Raw genomic sequence first — 20,931 nt, forward strand, 5'->3', positions numbered from 1 at the left:
GGAACTCACGTTATTAGTCTCTGCACCGTGGAAAACGGAAACCTCTTCGATACGGGTTCCGGGTTCGAACTGGTACTTAATTCTGAGGCTACACAACATGATTTCTCCTACTTCCCAGCGTTTTCGTTATTCGCGTTTATCATCGATCATCAAGCTCGTAGCCGCCGCACCGTTATGCCTGTTGAGTCAACAGGCAATGTCGACGATTGTGGTGGACGGAACGGTGGGCAGCGGCAAATATGACGTCCGCCCGGGGTCCGCAGCCAGCGACTATCTGGCCCAAAAAGGTGCGATGCTTACTGTTCACAAGAACGCCAACGTTAAAGAAATACGTGCGACGAGCGGGTCGACCTTGACGTTGACAGGCGCCACTGTGAGTTCTGTCCATGGCTCCCAGGCGGCCATTGCGCTCAGCAATTCAAGCGCCACTATTTCCGACGCGCGCATTACCAGCCACACCAGTGGCGGCTTGAACGTGGCTCGCCAGGTGGGCGCGACCACGGGGTCCTACGCACAAGTCGACAATAGTGAAATCACTGGAGCGACCTATGGGGCCAACGTCACGTCCCATAGCCTTCTGGAGTTGAACAACTCTGTGCTGGTGGGCCAACGCCAGCAAGGGTTGAGGCTCCTGGGAGGGGCCGCAATCGCCACGGGCAGCGAAATTACCGGTGGTACCACGGGCGTTGTGATGTCCCTTGAAAGTGCAACTGCCCTTGAGTCGCCTCATCTGATACTCGACGGCTCGCGTGTGACGGGCCTCGATGGCCCCGCGATTAATGTGCGGGGGCCGATCACGGCTGAAATCGACGTGACCAATGGTTCGTCCCTGCAGGGTCAGAACGGTAACATGCTCGAGCTGACCCAGGGCGGCTCGGCCAACATGCGCGTGCGCTTCAGCGAGTTGGATGGCAATATTCAGGTGGGTGCCGACAGCACGTTGGACCTTAACCTGGACCACGCAATTCTGACGGGTGATGTCATCAACAACGGCGGCAGTGCCAGTGTTGGTCTGAACAATGGCTCGGTGCTTACCGGCCGCCTGGAGAATGTCGACAAGCTGGCGGTCAACACTGATGCTACCTGGGTGATGGTCGACAACCAGCACGTGGGCGACTTGTCCCTGAGTGGCGGTAACGTCAAGTTTGGCGAAACCGGCACGTTCTACCAATTGGACGTGGACAACCTGTCAGGCAATGGCACGTTCGTCATGAGCGCGGATTTCGCTACCTTGACCGGCGATTTCCTGAATGTCACCGGCACTTCTTCGGGCGACCATAAACTGCTGATCGCCAGCAGCGGCGCCGATCCGTTGTCGGAAGATCGCTTGCACGTGGTGCACACCGAAGACGGCGGCGCCAAGTTCAGCCTGGCCGGGGACCGGGTGGATGTCGGCACCTATTCCTATAGCCTGGTCGATGACAACGAAGGTAAGGACTGGCTGCTGGACCCCGGCAGCAAGGTGATCAGCCCGAGCACCAACTCCGTGCTGGCCCTGGCCAACGCAGCGCCGAGTGTGTTGTACGGTGAAATGACCAACCTGCGTACCCGCATGGGTGAGCTGCGTCATAGCGACGGTCAATCGACCGGGTTGTGGAGCCGTGCCTATGGCAACAAATTTGAAGTGAACAACAGCGATAAAGGCATGCAGTACAACCAGACCCAGCGTGGTTTCACCCTGGGTGCCGACGTGCCGCTGTCCGGTGGTGATGGTCAATGGCTGGCAGGCTTCATGGCCGGTCACAGCACCTCGGACCTGGACCTGAGCCGCGGCAGCAAGGCTAGCGTCGACAGCTACTACCTGGGCGGTTATGCCACCTGGATGGACGCGCAAAGTGGTCTTTACTTCGATGGTGTGCTCAAGTTCAACCGCTTGCACAACGAGTCCAACGTGGCCATGAGCGACGGCAAGAAAGCCAAGGGCAACTACACGCAAAACGCGGTCACGGCTTCTGCTGAAGTGGGGCGTAATATCAAGCTGGATGACGGTTACTTCGTCGAGCCTTACGGCCAGTTGGCCACGGCGATCATCCAGCGCCAGAGCTACGAACTGGACAACGGTCTGCAAGCCGAAGGCGCACGTACGGCCTCGGTGGTGGGTAAGCTGGGTGTGACTGCCGGGCGCGATATCCAGTTGGAAAGCGGCAGCGTGTTGCAGCCGTACCTGCGTACTGCAGTGGCCCATGAGTTCAACCAGAGCAACAAGGTGTCCGTCAACGGCAACAGCTTCAACAACGACCTGTCGGGATCGCGGGTTGAGATGGCTGCCGGTGTCGCCATGGCGGTGTCGAAGAACTGGAAAGTGCATGCCGATGTGGAGCGTAGCATGGGCAAGAGCATTGACCAGCCTTGGGGCGTGAACGTGGGGTTGCGTTACGACTTTTAAGGATGTGAACGTCTCACGTGTAACGCGGTAAAAAAGCCCCGGATCTTGCGAATCGGGGCTTTTTTTTACCTACAGAGTTGCAGTGGGTTATGCAGAGAAAACGGTCACAGTGTGACCGCCGGCGTTAGCAACATAGAATTTTGAACCATTCGGGAGTACGGCAACGCCTCGTGGCTGGTTGAGACCGGTGAAAGTGTCAATGACCTCCTCCGTGTTGACATCAATTATTTTCAATGAGTTGCCGGTGTTCTCTGTGATATAGGCATGTTCAATCACAGGGTTGATAGCCACTCCATAGGGTTGAAGGAAACCACTGAGAGTCTTATGAGCGATGTTGGTTCCTGCGTTAACGATGATGACATTATTGGAATTCTGGTTCGTTAAATAGACACGCGGTGTTGCGATGTTGTGCGGGCTGTACGCAATATCCCTCGGGTAGTTGAAGCCGGGGATCCCGGTGCCAACCAGTTGATTTGTTGATGTGTCGAGGATCGACACCCTACTGTAGTCTGCAATGTAAAGACGGCTATTGGAGGGGTTTAAAGCAATGCCCGTTGGATAGAGTATTTTGATACTGGATAGACGCCCTCTGCTGGCCACATCATGTACGTAAATGTAGCCATCCGCATTGCACGTCACGTACATACGTGTCGCCCTGTCATTTATGACTATGCCATGGGGAGCATTGAAGCCGGGGATTCTTGGGAGTAGCTCTTTGTAGTCGGCGGTTGAGAATATGGAAACTGTCTTGTCTCCCAGATTGCCCACATACAGAAGCGAACCGTCCGGATGTACTGCAAGACTGTATGGGCCGTTCAGCCCGGTAATAGTATGTATGACTTTGTCTGTGGTCGTATCGATAACCGATACGGAGTGGGTTGTGTTATTGGTGACGTATAAAAATTTCCCGTTGGGGCTCGTGACCAGCCAAGTTGGCGTACCACCTACGTCAATATGGTTTATTATTCCTATCGCTTTCTTTATTTTATAGGGCGGCGGAACACCAAGGCGGGTTGCTGAGTTGAGATCACCAACTCCATTTAAGGAGACCCTGACCTCCACTGTGACGTCGCTGCCATTCGGTTGGCTGGGTAAGTAGTCAGCAGGTATCTCTTTCACTATTCTCTTGGCTGTGAATTCCTCCGGTGAAACTTTTCCAGTCAGCAAGCGGTTACTTTGGCTTTTGAGATTAATGAAATACTCTTGATTTAATCCCATAAATGGATAGTCGAGGGTGAGTACGTTATTTTTACGGTTGGCGTCAATGACACCGCCTACCGCTTCGGGTATGCTCACCACGTTCAGTAGTGAAGAGGGCAAGGGTTGTACTTCAAGGGTCAGCTCTTTTGAGGGGGTTTTTCCGTCCGCACTGACGACTTCATATTTGACTGTGCATGTACCTTCCAAGTTGGCTGCTACAGCGGTATTGCTTACATTGAAATCAACAAAACCCTGAGCCGAATTTCCAGATTGTGAGGGAATATAAGGAGTGCCCAGCCCTATGGCTCCCATGAAGTCCACGTTGATTTGATGGGTATCTAGCATGGGCGAATATCGGACGCGAATAGTGAATAGCGCAGGCGTCAGAACATGCGCCGGATTCATTGTCGCCTTTCCTGGGTTGATCACAGTCGCTTGTAACACTTCGGGTTCTGGCAGATTCAACGGTGCGCCGACCTTCATGATGAGCGCGTGTGAAAAGCGTGTACGTTCATATTCTTTGGACAGGGTGTAATAGATTCGCGCCGAGTAGTTTTTGTTTTCTCTACCGTTAACTGGTCTACGAAAAAATACAAGTCTTCATTGAGCCAATTCTGGGTGATTTTGAAGGGTTGAGGTTTTGCACTTCCTCCCGCCACACTGCCCTCAAAGTGCAGGGTGACAATGCTGTCCAAGGTAAATGCGGCGTTTTTTCGAGCAACGATAGTTGCGCCATACTTTGAGACTTCTGGGTTATACACAAAGTCTGGTGGCGGAGCTTCTTCAACCATGGGGGCTGGCAAAGAGGCGACGATGTCCCCAATCTCGAGATGTATAGACTGGGATTCACGTGAGGGGCCAGGTTTCTCGGGCGTTACAATATACGAGATCTCAAGCGTGCCACCTTCCAATTTGGCTATTTCACCCTCTGGCCCATTGATCAGTCGGATAGTTATTGGCCCGCTACCCGCTGGGCGTGGCCCGACTTCCCGGTAGTAACCCGTGCCATTGGCAAGGGTGCCAACCAGTTTGAGCTTAATGCTTGCGAATGCTGTTTGCCCAGTAAAAGGCTCGATTCGTACTGTAACAGTTGCTGAATCAGGCTTTAAATTTCCATCAGGCGCTTCAAGTACCAACGGCGGTGGCAATCCTTTTGAGTTTCCGGTGCCGATGATGTTTACCACCTCAACTTGTGAACTTCGGTTAGGTGTAACTCCCGCGCGGATTCGCTCGTAGCGCAAGCGCAAACTGCCTTTGACCAATGGCCATAGATCCTCAAAGGGAAGAGGAATTCTTGCGTCCCGTGTAACGCTCAGTACCTCGTACTCGTAAGACTTTTTGATGATGACGTGATCTTCTGTACGCCCTTCGGCTTGTATTTGTATCAGATCCCGTGGCAGATAGTCTCGGTCGCGTACGTACACAACGATTGTGGCATCAGTCCCATTTAACTCATCGAGGTCCACTTCACCATCATTATTAGTGTCTTCAATGAACGGCTTTGGCAGTGGTGGCGTCGCATCTTTGAGGTAGACTGAAATAATTTGCATCGGAGACCAGCCCAGCGAATAGTTACCGGTCTCGTCAACTACTTCATACTCGCAGACACGCTCGCCACTGCCTATCTCCTCCCATTTTTTCTGATAGATGATTATTTTGATGGGGTCCTTGCTGGCGGCTTCGCCTTCGGTCACAGGATGCTCAATGATGACTCCATTAATACTCAGTCGAATAACATCGCGTGTTGACCTGTGATGCCCGGCTTGGAGCGATTCATCAATGGGGTAATAGTTGATGAGAACGGCCACACCTTTTTCCGCATCTTTTTCTGTAACACCGTTATCGATGATTTCCCTATCGAAAATCGGCTTGGTGAGGTTTTCATTCTGAGGTGTGCTGGCGATGGTGTCGCGGCCACCAGGTTCCAGAGTATCGACCTTTAATGTGAAGTGCTTTGTTTCGTCCTTCGCACCACCTGATCCGCGTGTTACCCGGAAAAACACTGGTCCTACAGAACCCTCATTCAGTCGCAGAAAAGGAATATATAAAGGGATTTGCAGACCTTTTTCGGCTTCGTATGCGGTCACTGTATGAAATGCGACGGGCGTCGCAGTGTTTACGCAAAATAGCTCGATGAAGTCATCTTCAGCCATCTCCAGATAGGGCTTAAGAATGCACCGCAAACCCTTATCTCGCTGAACATTCAAGGCCGCTTTGTTGATGCCGCCGTCGTAGCCAACTACGGGCGTGGTCATGTTTGGAATATTGAGCGTGAGGTCAGCGAAGGAAATGGGAGTAATGGTTTCGGGTTGGGTCAGATCTATTTCGGTGAGATTTGTTTTTTCAGTCTCTAACTGGTTTATTTGGTTCATGACTTGGTTCCTTGCTCGGTTGAGTGCCTCGTCCGCCTTTACTTCGGCTAGAAGTAGGCGCAACAATCATTCAACGCGGCGTGGCTTAGGTTGCCTACCTGTTAGAAATGACAGCTCCGATAAACGGCTAGCCCCAGTGCACCATCCCTGATCAGGCCTGACGGTCCCAATGCCTGAATAACGGCTCCGCCAGAAACAACACAAACAATAAACGCATCACCTGCATCGCCGTCACCAACGGCACCGACAATTGCAGGGTCTCTGCTGTCAGGCTCATCTCGGCAATGCCGCCGGGCATCATGCCCAGCGTCAGTGAGCGCAGGTCCAGGTGGGTCAGCGCACTCAACCCTACCGCTGCCAACGTGGCGAGCGCCATGGTCAAGGCCGTGCCAGTCAAGGTGCGGCCCATGAACGCCGGTGCGCTGCGGAAGAACTGCCGATTGAAGTGGCAGCCCAAACCGCTGCCGATCAGCCATTGGCCGATCTGGCTGCCGCCGTCGGGCAGGCCGATGTGCAAGTCCCACGTCACACTGGCGATGGCGCTCACCAGCAATGGCCCGAACAGCCAGGGATTGGGCTGACGTAGACGCTGCCAGCCCCAGGCCACCAGCGCACCTACCGGGAACAGCAGGGCCAGCCAGGCCCAGTCCACAGGCGCCGGGTGAAACTGCGGTGCACCGCCGCCCAGCAAATACTTGAAGATCGCCGGCACACACAACACCACCACCAGCACACGCAGGCTTTGTCCTGCCGCCACCCGGCTGAGCACCGCGCCGTTGCGGGCGCCGAGGTTGACCATTTCCCCGGAGCCGCCCGGCATACTGGAGAAAAACGCCGTGGCGCGATCTTCCCCACTGCGGCGCATCAACCACACGCCGACCACGCTCGACAAACTGGTCACCAGAGCACCGAAGAAGATCAGGCCGAAGTGGCTCATCACCTGTTCGATCACCACCGGCGTGAAATGCAGGCCGATGCCGATACCCACCACCCATTGCCCGCATTTGCGCCCGCCGGGAATCTCCGCCAATTGCCAGGGCGTGAGGCAGCGCACCAGGATGATCGCCAGCAACGCGCCGACCATATACGGCAAAGGCCAGCCGACCAGGCTGGCCAGGTAACCGCCGGCCAGGCCGACCAGCGGTGTTCCCCACCAATGTTTAAAGGTGACTTCAGACATCAGCCACGGCACGACGCTGCAGGGCCCGTTTGCGGTAGATGCGAACCAGCGGGAACATCAGCATCAGCGCTGTCAGTACCCATACACCAAAGGTGATCGGGCTCGACCACAGGATCTCCAGCGCACCATTGGAAATCGACAACGCACGGCGCAGGTTCTGTTCCATCAGACCGCCGAGGATAAAGCCCAGCAATACCGGCGACAGCGGGAAATCCAGCTTGCGCAGGATGTAGCCGAAGATGCCGATGCCGACCATCAGGAACAGGTCGAAGGTGGTGGCATGCACCGCATACACACCAATCGCGGTAATGATCGCGATCACCGGTACCAGTGCCCAGTTCGGCACGGCGAGGATACGGGTGAAGATACGGATCATCGGGATGTTGAGGATCACCAGCATGATGTTGGCAATGAACAACGATGCGATCAGGCCCCAGACGATGTCGGGTTGCTGTTGAAACAGCAGCGGGCCTGGGGTGATGTTGTACAGCGACAGGGCGCCGATCATCACCGCAGTGGTGCCCGAACCTGGCACGCCGAGCGTTAGCATCGGCACCAAGGCGCCACAGGCGGACGCCCCAATGGCGGTTTCCGGTGCCGCCAGGCCGCGCATATCGCCCTGGCCGAACTTGCCGCTGGCACCGGCCATGCGTTTTTCGGTCATGTAGGCAACGGCGGACGCAAGGGTTGCACCGGCGCCCGGCAATACGCCCATGATGAAACCGAGCAGGCCGCAACGGATGTTAACCACGAACACCGCACCCGCTTCCTTCAGGTTGAACATCATGCGTCCGGTGGCCTTGACCGCTTCCTGACCACGGTGGGTTTTTTCCAGCAGCAGCAGGATCTCGCTGATGGAGAACAGGCCCAGCACCAGCACCACAAACTGGATGCCATCGGTGAGGTGGATGTTATCCCCGGTAAAGCGGTACACGCCGCTGTTGGCGTCGATGCCCACTGCCGAGAGGAACAGCCCGATCAGCGCCGCCACGAAGGTCTTCAGCGGCTTGTCACCGGCCATGCCGCCCAGGCACACAATCGCAAACACCATCAGTACGAAATATTCCGCCGGGCCGAAGGCAATCGCCCATTTGGCCAGCAGTGGGGCAAACAGCACCATGCCGCAGGTAGCGATAAACGCACCGATGAACGAACTCCATGCCGACAACGACAGCGCTACGCCAGCCAGGCCTTTGCGGGCCATCGGGTAACCGTCGAGGGTAGTCATCACGGTGGACGCTTCGCCCGGGATGTTGAGCAGGATCGAGCTGATGCGGCCGCCGTATTCGCAACCCAGGTACACCGCTGCGAGCAGGATCAAAGCCGACTCCGGCGGCAGGCCCAGGGCGAATGCGATGGGGATCAACAGCGCCACGCCGTTGATCGGGCCCAGGCCCGGCAGCAGGCCCACCACGGTGCCGATCAAAGTGCCGCACAGCGCGGTCACCAGGTTGTACGGGCTCAGCGCGACGCCGAAACCCTGGCCCAAATAGCCAAAAGTATCCATATCAGTTCTCCAGAACGTCGAGCAGGCCGAGGGGCAACGGCACATCCATGGCTTTATCGAACAGCAGGTACAAGCCGATAGCCATCAGGCCGACGATCACCACGCTGGGCATCCAGCGGCCGCCATACAGGCGCGCCATTGGAATGCCGATCAACATGCTGCTGAGAATGAACCCCAGGGATTCGAAGGTGGCGGCGAACACGAGCAACAGCGCGACGCAAAGGCCGATCTTGATCAGGGTTTCGCGGTCCAGCGCCGGTTCTTCTTCGGTGTGTCTGGTCGGTTGCGGGCGAAACAGCATGTAGATCAGCGCCAGGCTCATCAGCCCGAGCATCAGCAGCGGGTAGGCACGTGGGCCGACCGGCTCGTAGGAAAACGCCGCCTGATACGGCCAGGCCATCAGGGCCAGGCCGGCGCAGGCCAGCAACAGCGCTGCAGCGAAAATGCGTTGTAAGAGCATAGAAAACTCCAAGGCCCCTCTTGTAGAAGCGAGCTTGCTCGCGAAAAACTTCAACGATAACGCGTGCTGTCTGGACGCACGTGGATGTCCTTGGGTTCTTCGCGAGCAAGCTCGCTCCTACAGGGGCATTACACAAATGACGGGCGTTTACTGGATCAGGCCGAACTCTTTGGCCAGCACTTTGTAGTCAGCCACCTGTTTCTTCACGTAGGTGTCCAGCTCCGGGCCGGTCATGGCGAACGGGAACAGCTCGCGCTGGTCACGCAGCTTGGCGAACTCGTCGGAGGCCAGCAGCTTGTCGAAGGCGTCTTTCCACCAGGCGTAGTCGGCATCGCTGACTTTTGGCCCCAGGTAGAAACCGCGTACCACCGGCCAGACGATGTCGTAGCCTTGCTCCTTGGCGGTGGGGATGTCTTTCATTTCCGGCTCGTCCAGGCGTTTCTCGGAGAACACCGCCAACAGGCGCATGTCACCGCTGAGGATGTGCGGCATGGAGTCGGAGATGTCGGTACTCCCCACCTGGATATGACCGCCGAGCAGCGCGGTAGCGATTTCACCGCCGCCTTCAAGGGCCACATAACGCAGTTCACGCGGGTTGATCCCGGCAGCCTTGGCGATCAGCGCGGTTTGCATCCAGTCCTGGCTGCCGACGGTGCCGCCGGAACCTATCACTACGCTGCCCGGATCTTTCTTCAAGGCTTTTACGAGATCGTCGAGGGTCTTGTAGGGCGAATCGTTTTTCACTGCGATGGCACCGTAGCTGGTGCCTACCGCCGCCAGCCAGCGCACGGCGCTTTCATCAAAGCGACCGAACTTGCCCTGGGCCAGGTTCAGCAGCGAACCACTGGACCAGGCCACCAAAGTGCCTGCGTCCGCAGGGCGCTGGGCAACCACTGCGTTGTAGGCCACCGCGCCAACGCCGCCGGGCATGTAGGTCACACGCATCGGCTTGCTCAGCAGCTTCTGGTTGACCAGCGCGCTTTGCGCCAGCTTGCAGGTCAGGTCAAAACCGCCGCCAGGTGAGGCCGGGGCGATACATTCCGGGCGCTTGGGCTCGTCGGCGGCCAGCAACTGGCCGGCGAACAACATGCAGCCGGCGGCGAGGGCAAATTTACGCAGTGAAGGGTTCATGGTTATCTCCATCGTTGTTGTTATAAGGTTTTAGTACCAACGCACATTTACCAAAGGGCAATGCTATAGCTGACCAGCAAGCGCATTTCATCCGCATCACGGGCTGAATAGTTGGAGCGATAGGTCGCGTTACGCAGGCGCACGGCCACATCCTTGAACGTGCCGCTTTGCACCACGTACTTGATCTCGCTGTTGCGCTCCCACTCTTTGCCCGTTTGGCCGTTCTTGAGCTTGATGTTGTCGCCCGACAGATAACGGCTCATGAAACTCAGGCCTGGAATCCCAAGCTTGGCGAAATCGTAGTCGTAGCGTGCCTGCCAGGAGCGTTCTTCGGCGCCGGCAAAGTCGTTGATCTGTACGAAGTTGACCAGGTACGGGTCGCTGCCATCCACATACGGAAAGGCGCTGTCGCCCGACATGTGCTGGTAGCCGGCGCTGAGCTTATGGCCATTGAGGGCATAGCTGAACAGGCCGTTGAGGGATGTGTTGTCGATATTGCCGCCGCGGGCGCTGCCGGTGTCGTCACTGATGGCCATGCGCAGGTCGGCGGCAAAGGTGCCGGGGCCCATCGGGCGCGCGGCGACCAGGCCGAGGAAATGCTGGCGGTACACGTCATCGAGTTGGGCGAAGTGATAGCTGCCGGTGATTTTTTCGGCGAACTTGTAGTCCACGCCGCCGAAGTTGAAGTGCTTGCCGGTGGCGCCACTGAGGAAGCGGCTGTTCTTGTTGTTGAGCGCGATATCTTCGTAGTTGGTGTCGTCGCGGTCTTTGGCTTTGTCCAGGCGGCCGCCGGTGAATACCAGGTTCTTGAATTCCTTGGAGGTGATCAAGCCACCGTTGAAGGTCTGCGGCAGGATGCGACCGTCGTTGGGCTTGAGGATCGGCAATTCGGGTATCAGCGCGCCGATCTTCAGCTCGGTGGCGGAGATTTTCACTTTGCCGGTCAGGCCCAGTTTGGAGTACTCATTGGCGGCACGGCCGTCGTCGTGGGTCGGCAGCAACCCGGTGCCGGTGCGGTCGGGGCTGGAGTCGAGCTTGAGGCCGAGCATACCCAGCGCATCCACGCCAAAACCGACAGTGCCGTCGGTGTAGCCCGATTGCAGGTTGAGCATAAAGCCCTGGGCCCATTCGTCGCGTTTGGATTGCTGCGCACGTGTACCGTCGCGAAAGTCGCGGTTGAAGTACATGTTGCGGGTTTCCAGGGTCGCGCTACTGTCTTCGAAGAAGGCAGCCTGACTTAGCGGCGAAAAGCCGGCGAGGGCGCAAGCACTGGCGAGAGCGGTGTGGTTCAGAAGGCAAGAACGAACAGGCGTGCAAGCCTGGGGCTGTGTCGACAGCATCGTGATGGACTCCATTATTGTTCTTATTTTTGGCGAAAACGCTTCGAGGCGTTTTTCGGGCGCTACGGGTGAGGCAGCTAGGCGGGCAGAAACCACCGTAGCTGGATGCTAAAGGGCGAAGCTTTCACTAACCTTTCAATTGTCTTTCAATGTTTTCGGGCTTCACAGGGCAAGTTGCGCCTGTAAACTCGCCGGCCAGCGGGCCAATAAAACGCCGCGCCGACCACTCCTCATGAGGTAGAAATCCATGCGTGTCCTCCTGGTTGAAGACCATCTGCAACTTGCCGAAAGTGTTGCGCAAGCGCTCAAGGGCATGGGTCTGACCGTCGACGTGCTGCACGATGGTGTGGCCGCGGACCTGGCCTTGGGCAGCGAGGAATACGCGGCGGCGATCCTCGATGTGGGCCTGCCGCGCATGGATGGTTTCGAGGTGCTGGCGCGCTTGCGGGCCCGAGGGAAAAACCTGCCGGTGCTGATGCTGACGGCACGCAGTGATGTCAAAGACCGCGTGCACGGCCTGAACCTGGGCGCCGATGACTACCTCGCCAAGCCGTTCGAACTGACAGAGCTGGAAGCGCGGGTCAAGGCGCTGCTGCGCCGCAGTGTACTGGGTGGGGAGCGCCAGCAGACGTGCGGGGTGCTGGTATACGACCTGGACACACGACGCTTCACGGTTGGCGGTGAATTGATGACGTTGACCTCCCGCGAGCAAGCCGTGCTCGAAGCCTTGATCGCCCGACCCGGCCGCGTGATGAGCAAAGAGCAATTGGCCTCTCAGGTTTTCGGCCTGGACGAGGAGGCCAGCCCCGATGCCATCGAAATCTACGTGCATCGCCTGCGCAAGAAGCTCGACGGCCAGCCCATCGCCATCGTGACGTTCCGCGGCCTGGGCTACTTGCTGGAAGCCCGCGATGCATAAGCCCAGCAGTCTGCGCTGGCGCTTGCTGTGGAACCTGGCGCTGTTGCTGGTGCTGTTGATGCTCGCCAGCGGCATGAGCGCCTACTGGAACGGGCGCGAAGCCGCCGACACGGCCTATGACCGCACGCTGTTGGCTTCGGCGCGCACCATTGCCGCAGGCTTGACCCAGGTGGACGGCACCCTCAGCGCAAATGTGCCGTATGTGGCCCTCGACACCTTCGCCTACGACAGTGCCGGGCGCATCTATTATCAGGTCAACGATATCCACCAGAAGCTGATATCCGGTTACGAAAACCTCCCAGGCCCGCCGCCCGGCACTCCCCGCACCGACGATTACCCGGCCCTGGCGCGCTTCTACAACGCCATGTACCAGGGCCAGCACGTGCGAGTGGTGAGCCTGCTCAAGGCCGTCTCCGAGCCGAACATGAATGGCATGGCCGAGATTCGTGTCGCGGAGACCGACGAAGCACGCGTTGCCATGGCCCGCAGCTTGATGGCCGACACCTTGCTGCGCCTGGGGATGCTGGCCATCGGCGCGTTGCTGCTGGTGTGGTTTGCGGTGAGCGCTGCACTGCGTCCGCTCGAACGCCTGCGTACAGCGGTGGAAGAACGCCAACCCGATGATTTGCGGCCGCTGCCATTGGTGGAAGTTCAGGATGAGTTCGGCCCGCTGGTGCGCTCCCTCAACCATTTCACCGAACGTCTGCGCGGCCAGTTCGAGCGCCAGGCCCAGTTTATTGCCGATGCAGCCCACGAACTGCGTACGCCCTTGGCGGCGCTCAAGGCTCGCCTGGAACTGGGCTTGCGTGCCCAGGAGCCGGCCACCTGGCACAGCACCCTGGAAAGCGCTGCCCAGGGCACCGACCGCCTGACCCATCTGGCCAATCAATTGTTGTCGCTGGCCCGTATCGAAAACGGTGCCCGAGCCATTGCTGAAGGGGGCGCGCAGTTGCTCGACCTCAGCCAGCTGGCGCGCGAACTGGGCATGGCCATGGCGCCGCTGGCTCACGCGCGCGGGGTGGCCTTGGCACTGGAGGCGGACGAGCCGGTCTGGTTGCGCGGTGAACCGACGCTGTTGAATGAGCTGCTGAGCAATCTGGTGGACAACGCTATGGCCCATACGCCACCTGGCGGCAATGTGATTTTGCGCGTGACCGCGCCGGCGGTGCTGGAGGTTGAGGATGATGGCCCAGGCATCCCGTTGGATGAGCGGGACCGGGTATTCGAGCGCTTTTATCGCCGTAGCCAGCAGGGCATGGGGTCTGGCTTGGGGCTGGCGATTGTCGGGGAGATCTGCCGTGCGCACCTGGCGCAGATCAGCCTGCATGATGGCGAGTTGGCCGGGTTGAAAGTGCGCGTGAGTTTTATCGGCGGTTGATCAGTAGAACATCGACCGGGCTTCATCCAGTTCGGTGCGCGTCTTTTCGCTGTAGAGATCAATTCGCAGCTTTTTCATCGCAGGCACGCTGGTAATGTCGACTTTCGCCAGCGGATGGTCGGTGTTGTGATGGCAGTAGAGCACGGCGATCTGCACCAGATCCACATAGTCGAGTGTGGCAGAGTTGCGTTCCAGGTTCAGGTACTGGCCCGGCAGTTTCGCCAGCATTTCGGGGAAGTCCCAGCCACTCAGCAGTTTGTCGCCCAGTAACGGATGAATGCTTTCGATGACGTGGTTGAGGCTGACCGGGTCGGAAAGCAGCTCGTAGTGGTCTTCGGCGTAGGTGAGGATCGGCAGCACGCCGATCTGATGCACCAACCCGCCGAGGGCCGCCTGGTCGGCCTTGAGGTGACTATGCCGGCGACACAAGGCATAGCTGACGCCGGCGACTTCCAGGCTACGGCACCACACATCGCGCATTTTCTGTGCGACCACTTCGGAGCGGGCGTGAAAAATCTGCTCCATCACCAGGCCGATGGCCAGGTTGCTGCTGTAGTTGGTGCCCAGCCGCGTGATGGCCGTGTGAAGGTCGGTGACTTCCTGGCTCGCCCGTAACAGCGGGCTGTTGACCACCTTGATCAGGCGCGCCGACAGGGCGGTGTCGCGACTGATCACCTTGCTCAAATGACTGATGCTGATCTCAGGGTCTTCGGCGGCCTGGCGAATTTTCAGGGCCACCTCCGGCAATGTCGGCAGAACCAGGTCATCGTTGTCGATGGCCGTCACCAACGCCTGTTGGACTTTTTCCGCCAGCTTGTTCATTCATGCTCTCTAGGGTGCTGCAAAAAGGTATGGCGATTAACGCTGTATCTCGCGATCACGGTCCAGTTGGTAAGGCAGATCAAGCAGCTGCAGGCCGGGGCCTTCCAGGCTGCCTGTACGCACGTCGCCACTCTCGGCAGCTTCGGCTTGCAGCACAGCGAGAAGTTCAATCGACTGGTCAGCTTTTGCCGCGATCACGACCTCGCCAACCGCGCTGTTATGGCCTGGGGAAAACAACGGCGTGCCGGGCTCGGGTAATTGCGTGGCTTCAAGGCTTAGTCGATACAGGCGCCGCTTGAGTTTGCCCAGATATTGCATGCGCGCGACGATTTCCTGGCCGGTGTAGCAGCCTTTCTTGAAACTGACGCCGCCCACGGCTTGCAGGTTGAGCATCTGCGGGATGAACAGTTCGCGGGTCTGCGCCATTACCTGGCCGATACCCGCGCGAATCTGGCCAAGCAGCCAGGCATTCAACTCAGCTTGTGGCAATTGTGCGGCCAGTTGGTTGCGCACGGTGTCGGCTTGTTCGGTGGGCACCCAGAGTTCGGCACGGCCAGGGGACACGCGAATAGCGATCAAGGTGTCGGTGCGCACCACGCTGTCGGTTTCGGCGGGTAGCGCCAGGCCAAGGGCGGCCAGGGGCGTGTCTGCGTCCGCCAGCCCGAAGCGTACCCAGGCGGAGCTTTCGTCGGTAAGTTTGGATTTGGAGAACACCGCGTATTTCTTCAGGTCTGCCAACTGCGGTTCGAGCAGCTCCGTGGCCATGGCCAGGAGCACGCCGTCACCTTGCAGCAGGATGCGGAAGCTGGACTGCATCCGGCCTTTTTGCGTGCAGCGCGCGCCCAGGCTGGCCTGGGTATCACTCAGGTAATTGAGGTTGCAGGTCAGCTGGCCCTGCAGGAATTTGGCAGCATCAGAACCGCGGACGGCGAGAACGCCTTCGTGGGACAGGGGGCAGAAGAAAGCAGAGTCAGCCATGGGTCATCGCAGGTTAAAAAGTCATGGGTGCATCATAGAGGGGCGTCCGGCAAATGCATAGTTTCGTCGCGGGCGACCAAAGCCGACTGTTCCGGTGTCGCCGGGCCTGTATACTTGCGCTCTATTTGAGGAGGGCTCCATGGTCGAAGATGTAGAAATCAATCGCCTCTACTGGCACAGCCGTCGTGGCATGCTGGAGCTGGATGTATTGCTGGTGCCTTTCACCAAAGAGGTGTACGCAACGCTCGATCAGGTGGACCGCGAGCTCTACGTCAGGTTGCTGACCTGTGAAGATCAGGACATGTTCGGCTGGTTCATGGAGCGCGCTGAATCTGAAGATCCAGAGCTGCAGCGCATGGTTCGGATGATCCTGGATCGTGTCCAGCCCAAGTAATCGTTTTGAATGTCGCTGGCAGGCTTCGCGGCTGTTGCTGGCGGCGTATCTGCTTGCCCAACTGTTCGCGATGGGTAGCCTGCTGGTTTTGAACCTGCCTTATTCAAGCCTCGGCATCCTGTTATGCCTGGCACACTGCGCGTGGGTGCTACCGCGCCATGTTCTGCTTACTCACCGTTCGTCGATTCGTGGCCTGCGCCGTGACGACGATGGCTGGCAATTATTCAGCGCCGCACGCGGCTGGCACGCTGTGCAGCTGCGCCCCGACAGCCTGGCGTTGCCGCTGATCGTGGTGCTGCGTTATCGAGTGCCGGGCGAGCGGCGGGTGCGCTCGATCTGTGTGCCCAAGGACGCACTGGGCGCCGATGTGCACCGACGCCTGCGGGTGCGCCTGAAGTTCAGCCGCCGTAGGTGGTTGGCACCAGAATAGTGTCACGCGCTTCGGGCAGCATCTGTGGGTAATCGAGGGTGTAATGCAGCCCGCGGCTTTCTTTGCGTTCCATGGCTGAACGAATCATCAGCTCGGCCACTTGGGCAAGGTTGCGCAACTCGATCAGGTCGCGGCTGACCTTATAGTTACTGTAGAACTCGTCGATCTCATCCAACAGCAAACGTACCCGGTGCTGCGCCCGTTGCAGGCGCTTGTTGGTGCGCACAATGCCCACGTAGTCCCACATGAAACGCCGCAACTCGTCCCAGTTGTGCGCGATGATCACGTCTTCGTCCGAATCGGTGACCTGGCTGGCGTCCCAGCGGGGCAGGGCGGCTGGAACCTTGATGCGCGGCAGTTGCTCAAGGATATCCGCTGCTGCCGAGCGCGCGTACACGAAGCACTCGAGCAGCGAATTGCTGGCCATGCGGTTGGCGCCGTGCAGACCGGTAAAGCTGGTTTCACCGATGGCGTAGAGGCCGGGCACGTCGGTGCGCCCGTGCTGGTCAACCATCACGCCGCCACAGGTGTAGTGCGCGGCCGGCACCACCGGGATCGGGCCTTTGGTGATATCGATATTGAAGGTCAGGCAGCGTTCATAGACGGTCGGGAAGTGGGTCTTGATAAACGCTTCGGGCTTGTGGCTGATGTCCAGGTAGACGCAATCGATACCCAGGCGCTTCATCTCGTGGTCGATGGCGCGGGCGACAATGTCGCGCGGTGCCAGCTCGGCGCGTGGGTCGAAGCGCTGCATGAAGCGTTCGCCATTGGGCAGCTTCAAGTGCGCACCTTCGCCGCGCAGGGCTTCGGTGATCAGGAAGCTCTTGGCTTGCGGGTGGTACAGGCAGGTGGGGTGGAACTGATTGAACTCCAGGTTGGCCACCCGGCAGCCCGATCGCCAGGCCATGGCAATGCCGTCGCCACAAGCACCGTCGGGGTTGCTGGTATAGAGATAGACCTTCGCGGCCCCGCCCGAAGCAAGAATAGTGAAGCGCGCCCCGTAGGTATCGACTTCGCCACTGGTGCGATTGAGTACGTAGGCGCCGAGGCAGCGCTCGCCCGCAAGGCCCAGGCGTTTTTCGGTGATCAGGTCGACGGCGACGCGTTGTTCCAGCAATTGGATGTTGGGCCGTTGGCGAGCCTGGTCGAGCAGGGTCTTGAAAATCGCGGCACCCGTGGCGTCGGCGGCGTGAATAATGCGGCGATGGCTGTGGCCGCCTTCGCGGGTCAGGTGGAACTCAAAGCCGCCGTCGTCGCTGCCGGCATGTTCATCACGGGTGAAGGGCACACCTTGGTCGATCAGCCATTGGATGGCTTCCCGGCTATGCTCGACGGTGAAGCGCACGGCCTCCTCATTGCACAGGCCGCCGCCGGCGTTAAGGGTGTCTTCGACATGCGATTGCACCGTATCGGTGTCGTCCAGTACCGCCGCGACGCCGCCCTGGGCCCAGAATGTCGAGCCGTTGGCCAGGTCGCCTTTGCTCAAAACCGCAATGCGCAGGTGGCCGGGCAGGGTCAGGGCAAGGCTCAAGCCGGCTGCACCGCTGCCGATCACCAGCACATCGTGTTGAAACTGTTGGCTCATTGAAAGGATTCCGCAAAAAGCGATCCGAAGGAGCGGCGCAAACAGGACGCCTGGATCGGCGCATCAAAGGGTCACACGGGCCACTAGTATATAGAGGGGTGGAGCGGCACAATAGCCACGCATTCGTGGCATTGTGAGATTATGCCGCGCAGCTTTGGGAAACGGCCGGTTGGCGGGACGGGAACTTTTTGCATGGGCCCCGACTCAATAGCAGGTTGCCCGAAAGCTGGGAAAACGTTGAGTTTATTGGCCCGTCGGGAGCATTGGACGCGTCACGAAACCGGCGACAAGATTATTCGCGCAGCCGGCCCCGCCCGGGCTGCGTTTTTCGTGTGTGCCAAATCAGTGCATGCCGGAAACTTGCTTGAAGGGGGAGAACTTTTGCGAAAAGCCCGAGTCTATGTTTGCAAGCCTGATCGTTTAGTTATGCAAGCCTCCTTCGAGTACAACGAGGAGTGTTCATGCTAACCCAGGAAGAGGATCAGCAGCTGGTCGAGCGCGTACAACGCGGCGACAAGCGAGCATTTGATCTGCTAGTGCTGAAATACCAGCACAAAATTCTCGGGTTGATCGTGCGGTTTGTGCACGACACCCATGAAGCGCAGGACGTTGCACAGGAAGCCTTTATCAAGGCGTACCGTGCACTTGGAAATTTCCGCGGTGATAGTGCGTTTTATACGTGGCTATATCGCATCGCCATTAACACGGCGAAGAACTATCTGGTGTCTCGCGGCCGCCGCCCACCAGACAGTGATGTCAGTTCAGAAGATGCTGAATTTTACGATGGTGATCACGGCCTCAAAGATCTCGAGTCGCCGGAGCGTGCATTGCTGCGCGACGAGATCGAAGGCACCGTCCATCGAACAATTCAGCAATTGCCAGAAGATTTGCGTACGGCATTAACTTTACGTGAATTCGATGGTCTGAGTTACGAAGACATTGCGAGCGTCATGCAATGTCCGGTGGGGACTGTAAGGTCACGGATTTTCCGGGCCCGGGAAGCCATCGACAAAGCCTTGCAACCATTGTTGCAGGAAAACTAAAGACAGCGGCGACAGCCAAGAGAGGAACCGCCATGAGTCGTGATGCCCTGCAGGAATCGCTGTCCGCAGTGATGGATAACGAAGCGGATGAACTGGAACTTCGTCGAGTGCTCAACGCATTTGATGATGCCGAAACCCGTGATACCTGGTCTCGTTACCAAGTCGCTCGGGCGGTGATGCACAAGGATCTTTTAATCCCTCGTCTGGATATTGCTGCGGCCGTTTCTGCCGCGCTGGCTGATGAAGCCGTTCCGGCCAAAGCTGCTCGTGGCCCGTGGCGTAGCCTGGGTCGACTGGCAGTGGCTGCCTCGGTGACCGTCGCCGTACTGGCTGGTGTTCGCCTGTACAACCAGGACGAAATTGCCGGCGCCGAACTGGCCCAGCAAACTCAGCAGCCCGTCATGGCGGGTCCGCAAGTCAAAGGCCCGGCTGTACTGGCAGGCTACAAGGAAAGCTCTGATACCACAGGCCCGATGGCCAATGGTGTGCTTCAAGGGCAATCTGGCTGGCAAGATCAGCGTCTGCCAGGCTACCTGCGTCAGCACGCACAGGAATCGGCCGCCAAAGGTACCGAAAGCGCTCTGCCATACGCTCGCGCAGCCAGTCAGGAAAACCGCTGATCCGCTAGGGAGCTCTATGCGCGCCATACCGCTCCTTGCGCTTTTGCTCAGTAGTTGGATTGCACAGTCCGCCCATGCCGATGAAGCCCAAGACTGGCTGACTCGACTTGGGCGTGCAGAGCAGCAGCGAAGCTTTGAAGGTACGTTTGTCTACGAACGTAATGGCAGTTTTTCTACCCATGCTATCTGGCACCGTGTGCAGGACGGTCATGTCCGTGAGCGGTTGCTGCAACTGGACGGCTCGCCTCAGGAAACCGTACGGTTGGATGGCCGGACGCACTGCGTCAGTGGCGATCTGAGTGCTGGGTTGGTCACCTCTTCTGATGCACCTTCGCGTGCTCTCGATTCAAAAAAACTCACTCAATTCTATGAACTTGCCGTCATTGGCAAATCCCGCGTGGCCGGTCGTCATGCTGTGATTGTGTCAATCAGCCCGCGAGATCACTACCGCTACGGTTTTGAATTGCACCTGGATCGTGAGACGGCGCTGCCGCTCAAATCCCTGCTGCTCAATGATCAGGGGCAATTGCTGGAGCGCTTTCAGTATGCGCGCCTGGATACCTCGGTCGTTCCTGCCGAGCATGACTTACAGCCTGGCAGCGAATGCAAGCCTGTTGCTGCTTCCACCGATAAAGCCTCTGACATGCCTGCCTCCCAGGCGTGGCATCTGGATTGGCTGCCGCCTGGTTTCCAGCAGGTCAGCAGCACCACGCGCAAAGACCGCCAAACGAAATCGACCGTCGATAGCCTGATGTACGATGATGGGCTCGCACGCTTTTCTGTATTTCTTGAGTCCGCCAAGGGCGCCGATATGAATGAAACCCGCGCTCAGCTCGGCCCGACGGTGGCGGTTTCTCGGCGTTTGAATACGGTTGAGGGTGAAATGATGGTTACCGTGGTAGGGGAAATCCCCGTCGGCACTGCTGAGCGTATCGCGCTGTCGGTACGCGGTGAAAAGGACGCTGCCAAGCCGTGAGATTGTTAATTCTATGTTCATCCTGACCTTTCAATCTGTGCTCAAGTTAGGTTGAGGGCCGATCGTATGAAATTTCCGGATCAGCATTTTCACTTGCAAAAACTTCCCATGTTTTTTATAGGTCAGGGTTTGTTGGCTCTGGCCTTGTTTTGTTCGCGGAACAAAAATGTCGTTTGTCGCATTCGGCGTTTATTGGACCCTGTCGCTTAA

At 58.2% G+C, this 20,931-nt stretch carries 18 protein-coding genes; 8 read left to right on the forward strand and 10 right to left on the reverse strand.

What is annotated here, in order from left to right; all coding sequences use genetic code 11:
• Positions 1 to 97 precede the first annotated feature (97 nt).
• A complete protein-coding gene (locus IH404_RS08615) occupies positions 98 to 2,386 on the forward strand; it encodes an autotransporter outer membrane beta-barrel domain-containing protein (RefSeq protein WP_194440285.1) in 2,289 nt (762 codons plus the stop codon).
• An 87-nt stretch (positions 2,387 to 2,473) separates the two neighbouring features.
• Here the strand turns inward: IH404_RS08615 and IH404_RS08620 are convergent, their stop codons facing one another.
• From IH404_RS08620 to IH404_RS08650, 7 genes are all read right to left on the reverse strand, one after another.
• Positions 2,474 to 4,069, reverse strand: coding sequence for a YncE family protein (locus IH404_RS08620; RefSeq protein WP_194440286.1), 1,596 nt, complete (start codon positions 4,067 to 4,069; stop codon positions 2,474 to 2,476).
• A complete protein-coding gene (locus IH404_RS08625) occupies positions 4,066 to 5,958 on the reverse strand; it encodes a hypothetical protein (protein ID WP_194440287.1) in 1,893 nt (630 codons plus the stop codon). The genes IH404_RS08620 and IH404_RS08625 overlap by 4 nt, the downstream gene beginning before the upstream one ends.
• A 151-nt stretch (positions 5,959 to 6,109) precedes the next feature.
• On the reverse strand, positions 6,110 to 7,138 hold the full coding sequence (locus IH404_RS08630; RefSeq protein ID WP_194440288.1) for an AbrB family transcriptional regulator: 1,029 nt from the start codon (positions 7,136 to 7,138) through the stop codon (positions 6,110 to 6,112).
• On the reverse strand, positions 7,131 to 8,645 hold the full coding sequence (locus tag IH404_RS08635) for a tripartite tricarboxylate transporter permease (protein WP_005785978.1): 1,515 nt from the start codon (positions 8,643 to 8,645) through the stop codon (positions 7,131 to 7,133). The genes IH404_RS08630 and IH404_RS08635 overlap by 8 nt, the downstream gene beginning before the upstream one ends.
• 1 nt (position 8,646) lies before the next feature.
• The gene (locus IH404_RS08640) at positions 8,647 to 9,105 is read right to left on the reverse strand and encodes a tripartite tricarboxylate transporter TctB family protein (RefSeq protein ID WP_005785979.1); all 459 of its coding nucleotides are present in this window, start codon (positions 9,103 to 9,105) and stop codon (positions 8,647 to 8,649) included.
• A 147-nt stretch (positions 9,106 to 9,252) separates the two neighbouring features.
• Positions 9,253 to 10,236, reverse strand: coding sequence for a tripartite tricarboxylate transporter substrate binding protein (locus tag IH404_RS08645; RefSeq protein WP_005785980.1), 984 nt, complete (start codon positions 10,234 to 10,236; stop codon positions 9,253 to 9,255).
• Between the two features lie 47 nt (positions 10,237 to 10,283).
• Positions 10,284 to 11,576, reverse strand: a complete 1,293-nt coding sequence (locus tag IH404_RS08650; RefSeq protein ID WP_194440289.1) for an OprD family porin — start codon at positions 11,574 to 11,576, stop codon at positions 10,284 to 10,286.
• A gap of 247 nt (positions 11,577 to 11,823) precedes the next feature.
• Here IH404_RS08650 and IH404_RS08655 point away from each other — a divergent pair, with 247 nt between their 5' ends.
• Positions 11,824 to 12,495, forward strand: a complete 672-nt coding sequence (locus IH404_RS08655; RefSeq protein ID WP_005785982.1) for a response regulator — start codon at positions 11,824 to 11,826, stop codon at positions 12,493 to 12,495.
• On the forward strand, positions 12,488 to 13,873 hold the full coding sequence (locus IH404_RS08660) for a sensor histidine kinase (RefSeq protein ID WP_005785983.1): 1,386 nt from the start codon (positions 12,488 to 12,490) through the stop codon (positions 13,871 to 13,873). Before IH404_RS08655 ends, IH404_RS08660 begins: the two co-directional genes overlap by 8 nt.
• Here the strand turns inward: IH404_RS08660 and IH404_RS08665 are convergent, their stop codons facing one another.
• Both IH404_RS08665 and IH404_RS08670 read right to left on the reverse strand, forming a co-directional pair.
• The gene (locus tag IH404_RS08665) at positions 13,874 to 14,695 is read right to left on the reverse strand and encodes an HDOD domain-containing protein (protein WP_194440290.1); all 822 of its coding nucleotides are present in this window, start codon (positions 14,693 to 14,695) and stop codon (positions 13,874 to 13,876) included.
• Positions 14,696 to 14,731: 36 nt separating this feature from the next.
• The gene (locus IH404_RS08670; protein ID WP_005785985.1) at positions 14,732 to 15,673 is read right to left on the reverse strand and encodes a folate-binding protein YgfZ; all 942 of its coding nucleotides are present in this window, start codon (positions 15,671 to 15,673) and stop codon (positions 14,732 to 14,734) included.
• Between the two features lie 139 nt (positions 15,674 to 15,812).
• Between IH404_RS08670 and IH404_RS08675 the strand changes: the two genes are divergently transcribed.
• Together IH404_RS08675 and IH404_RS08680 are read left to right on the forward strand one after the other, a co-directional pair.
• A complete protein-coding gene (locus IH404_RS08675) occupies positions 15,813 to 16,067 on the forward strand; it encodes a succinate dehydrogenase assembly factor 2 (RefSeq protein ID WP_005785986.1) in 255 nt (84 codons plus the stop codon).
• Positions 16,051 to 16,497, forward strand: a complete 447-nt coding sequence (locus tag IH404_RS08680) for a protein YgfX (RefSeq protein ID WP_005785987.1) — start codon at positions 16,051 to 16,053, stop codon at positions 16,495 to 16,497. The genes IH404_RS08675 and IH404_RS08680 overlap by 17 nt, the downstream gene beginning before the upstream one ends.
• On the opposite strand, the gene nadB is transcribed toward IH404_RS08680, so the two are convergent.
• Positions 16,466 to 18,082 carry an L-aspartate oxidase gene (gene nadB / locus IH404_RS08685; protein WP_005785988.1) on the reverse strand — a complete coding sequence of 539 codons (1,617 nt, stop codon included), beginning with the start codon at positions 18,080 to 18,082 and terminating at the stop codon, positions 16,466 to 16,468. The genes IH404_RS08680 and nadB overlap by 32 nt on opposite strands.
• A 461-nt stretch (positions 18,083 to 18,543) precedes the next feature.
• Between nadB and rpoE the strand changes: the two genes are divergently transcribed.
• Genes rpoE through IH404_RS08700 form a run of 3 tightly spaced genes read left to right on the forward strand, consistent with a single transcriptional unit; the run spans position 18,544 to position 20,721 of the window.
• The gene (gene rpoE / locus IH404_RS08690; RefSeq protein ID WP_003172477.1) at positions 18,544 to 19,125 is read left to right on the forward strand and encodes an RNA polymerase sigma factor RpoE; all 582 of its coding nucleotides are present in this window, start codon (positions 18,544 to 18,546) and stop codon (positions 19,123 to 19,125) included.
• Between the two features lie 32 nt (positions 19,126 to 19,157).
• Positions 19,158 to 19,745, forward strand: coding sequence for an RseA family anti-sigma factor (locus IH404_RS08695; RefSeq protein ID WP_005786011.1), 588 nt, complete (start codon positions 19,158 to 19,160; stop codon positions 19,743 to 19,745).
• A 16-nt stretch (positions 19,746 to 19,761) separates the two neighbouring features.
• Positions 19,762 to 20,721 carry a MucB/RseB C-terminal domain-containing protein gene (locus IH404_RS08700; RefSeq protein WP_194440291.1) on the forward strand — a complete coding sequence of 320 codons (960 nt, stop codon included), beginning with the start codon at positions 19,762 to 19,764 and terminating at the stop codon, positions 20,719 to 20,721.
• The last annotated feature ends 210 nt before the right edge of the window (positions 20,722 to 20,931 follow it).

Source organism: Pseudomonas sp. OST1909 (genome assembly GCF_015277575.1).
Lineage (GTDB): Bacteria > Pseudomonadota > Gammaproteobacteria > Pseudomonadales > Pseudomonadaceae > Aquipseudomonas > Aquipseudomonas synxantha_A.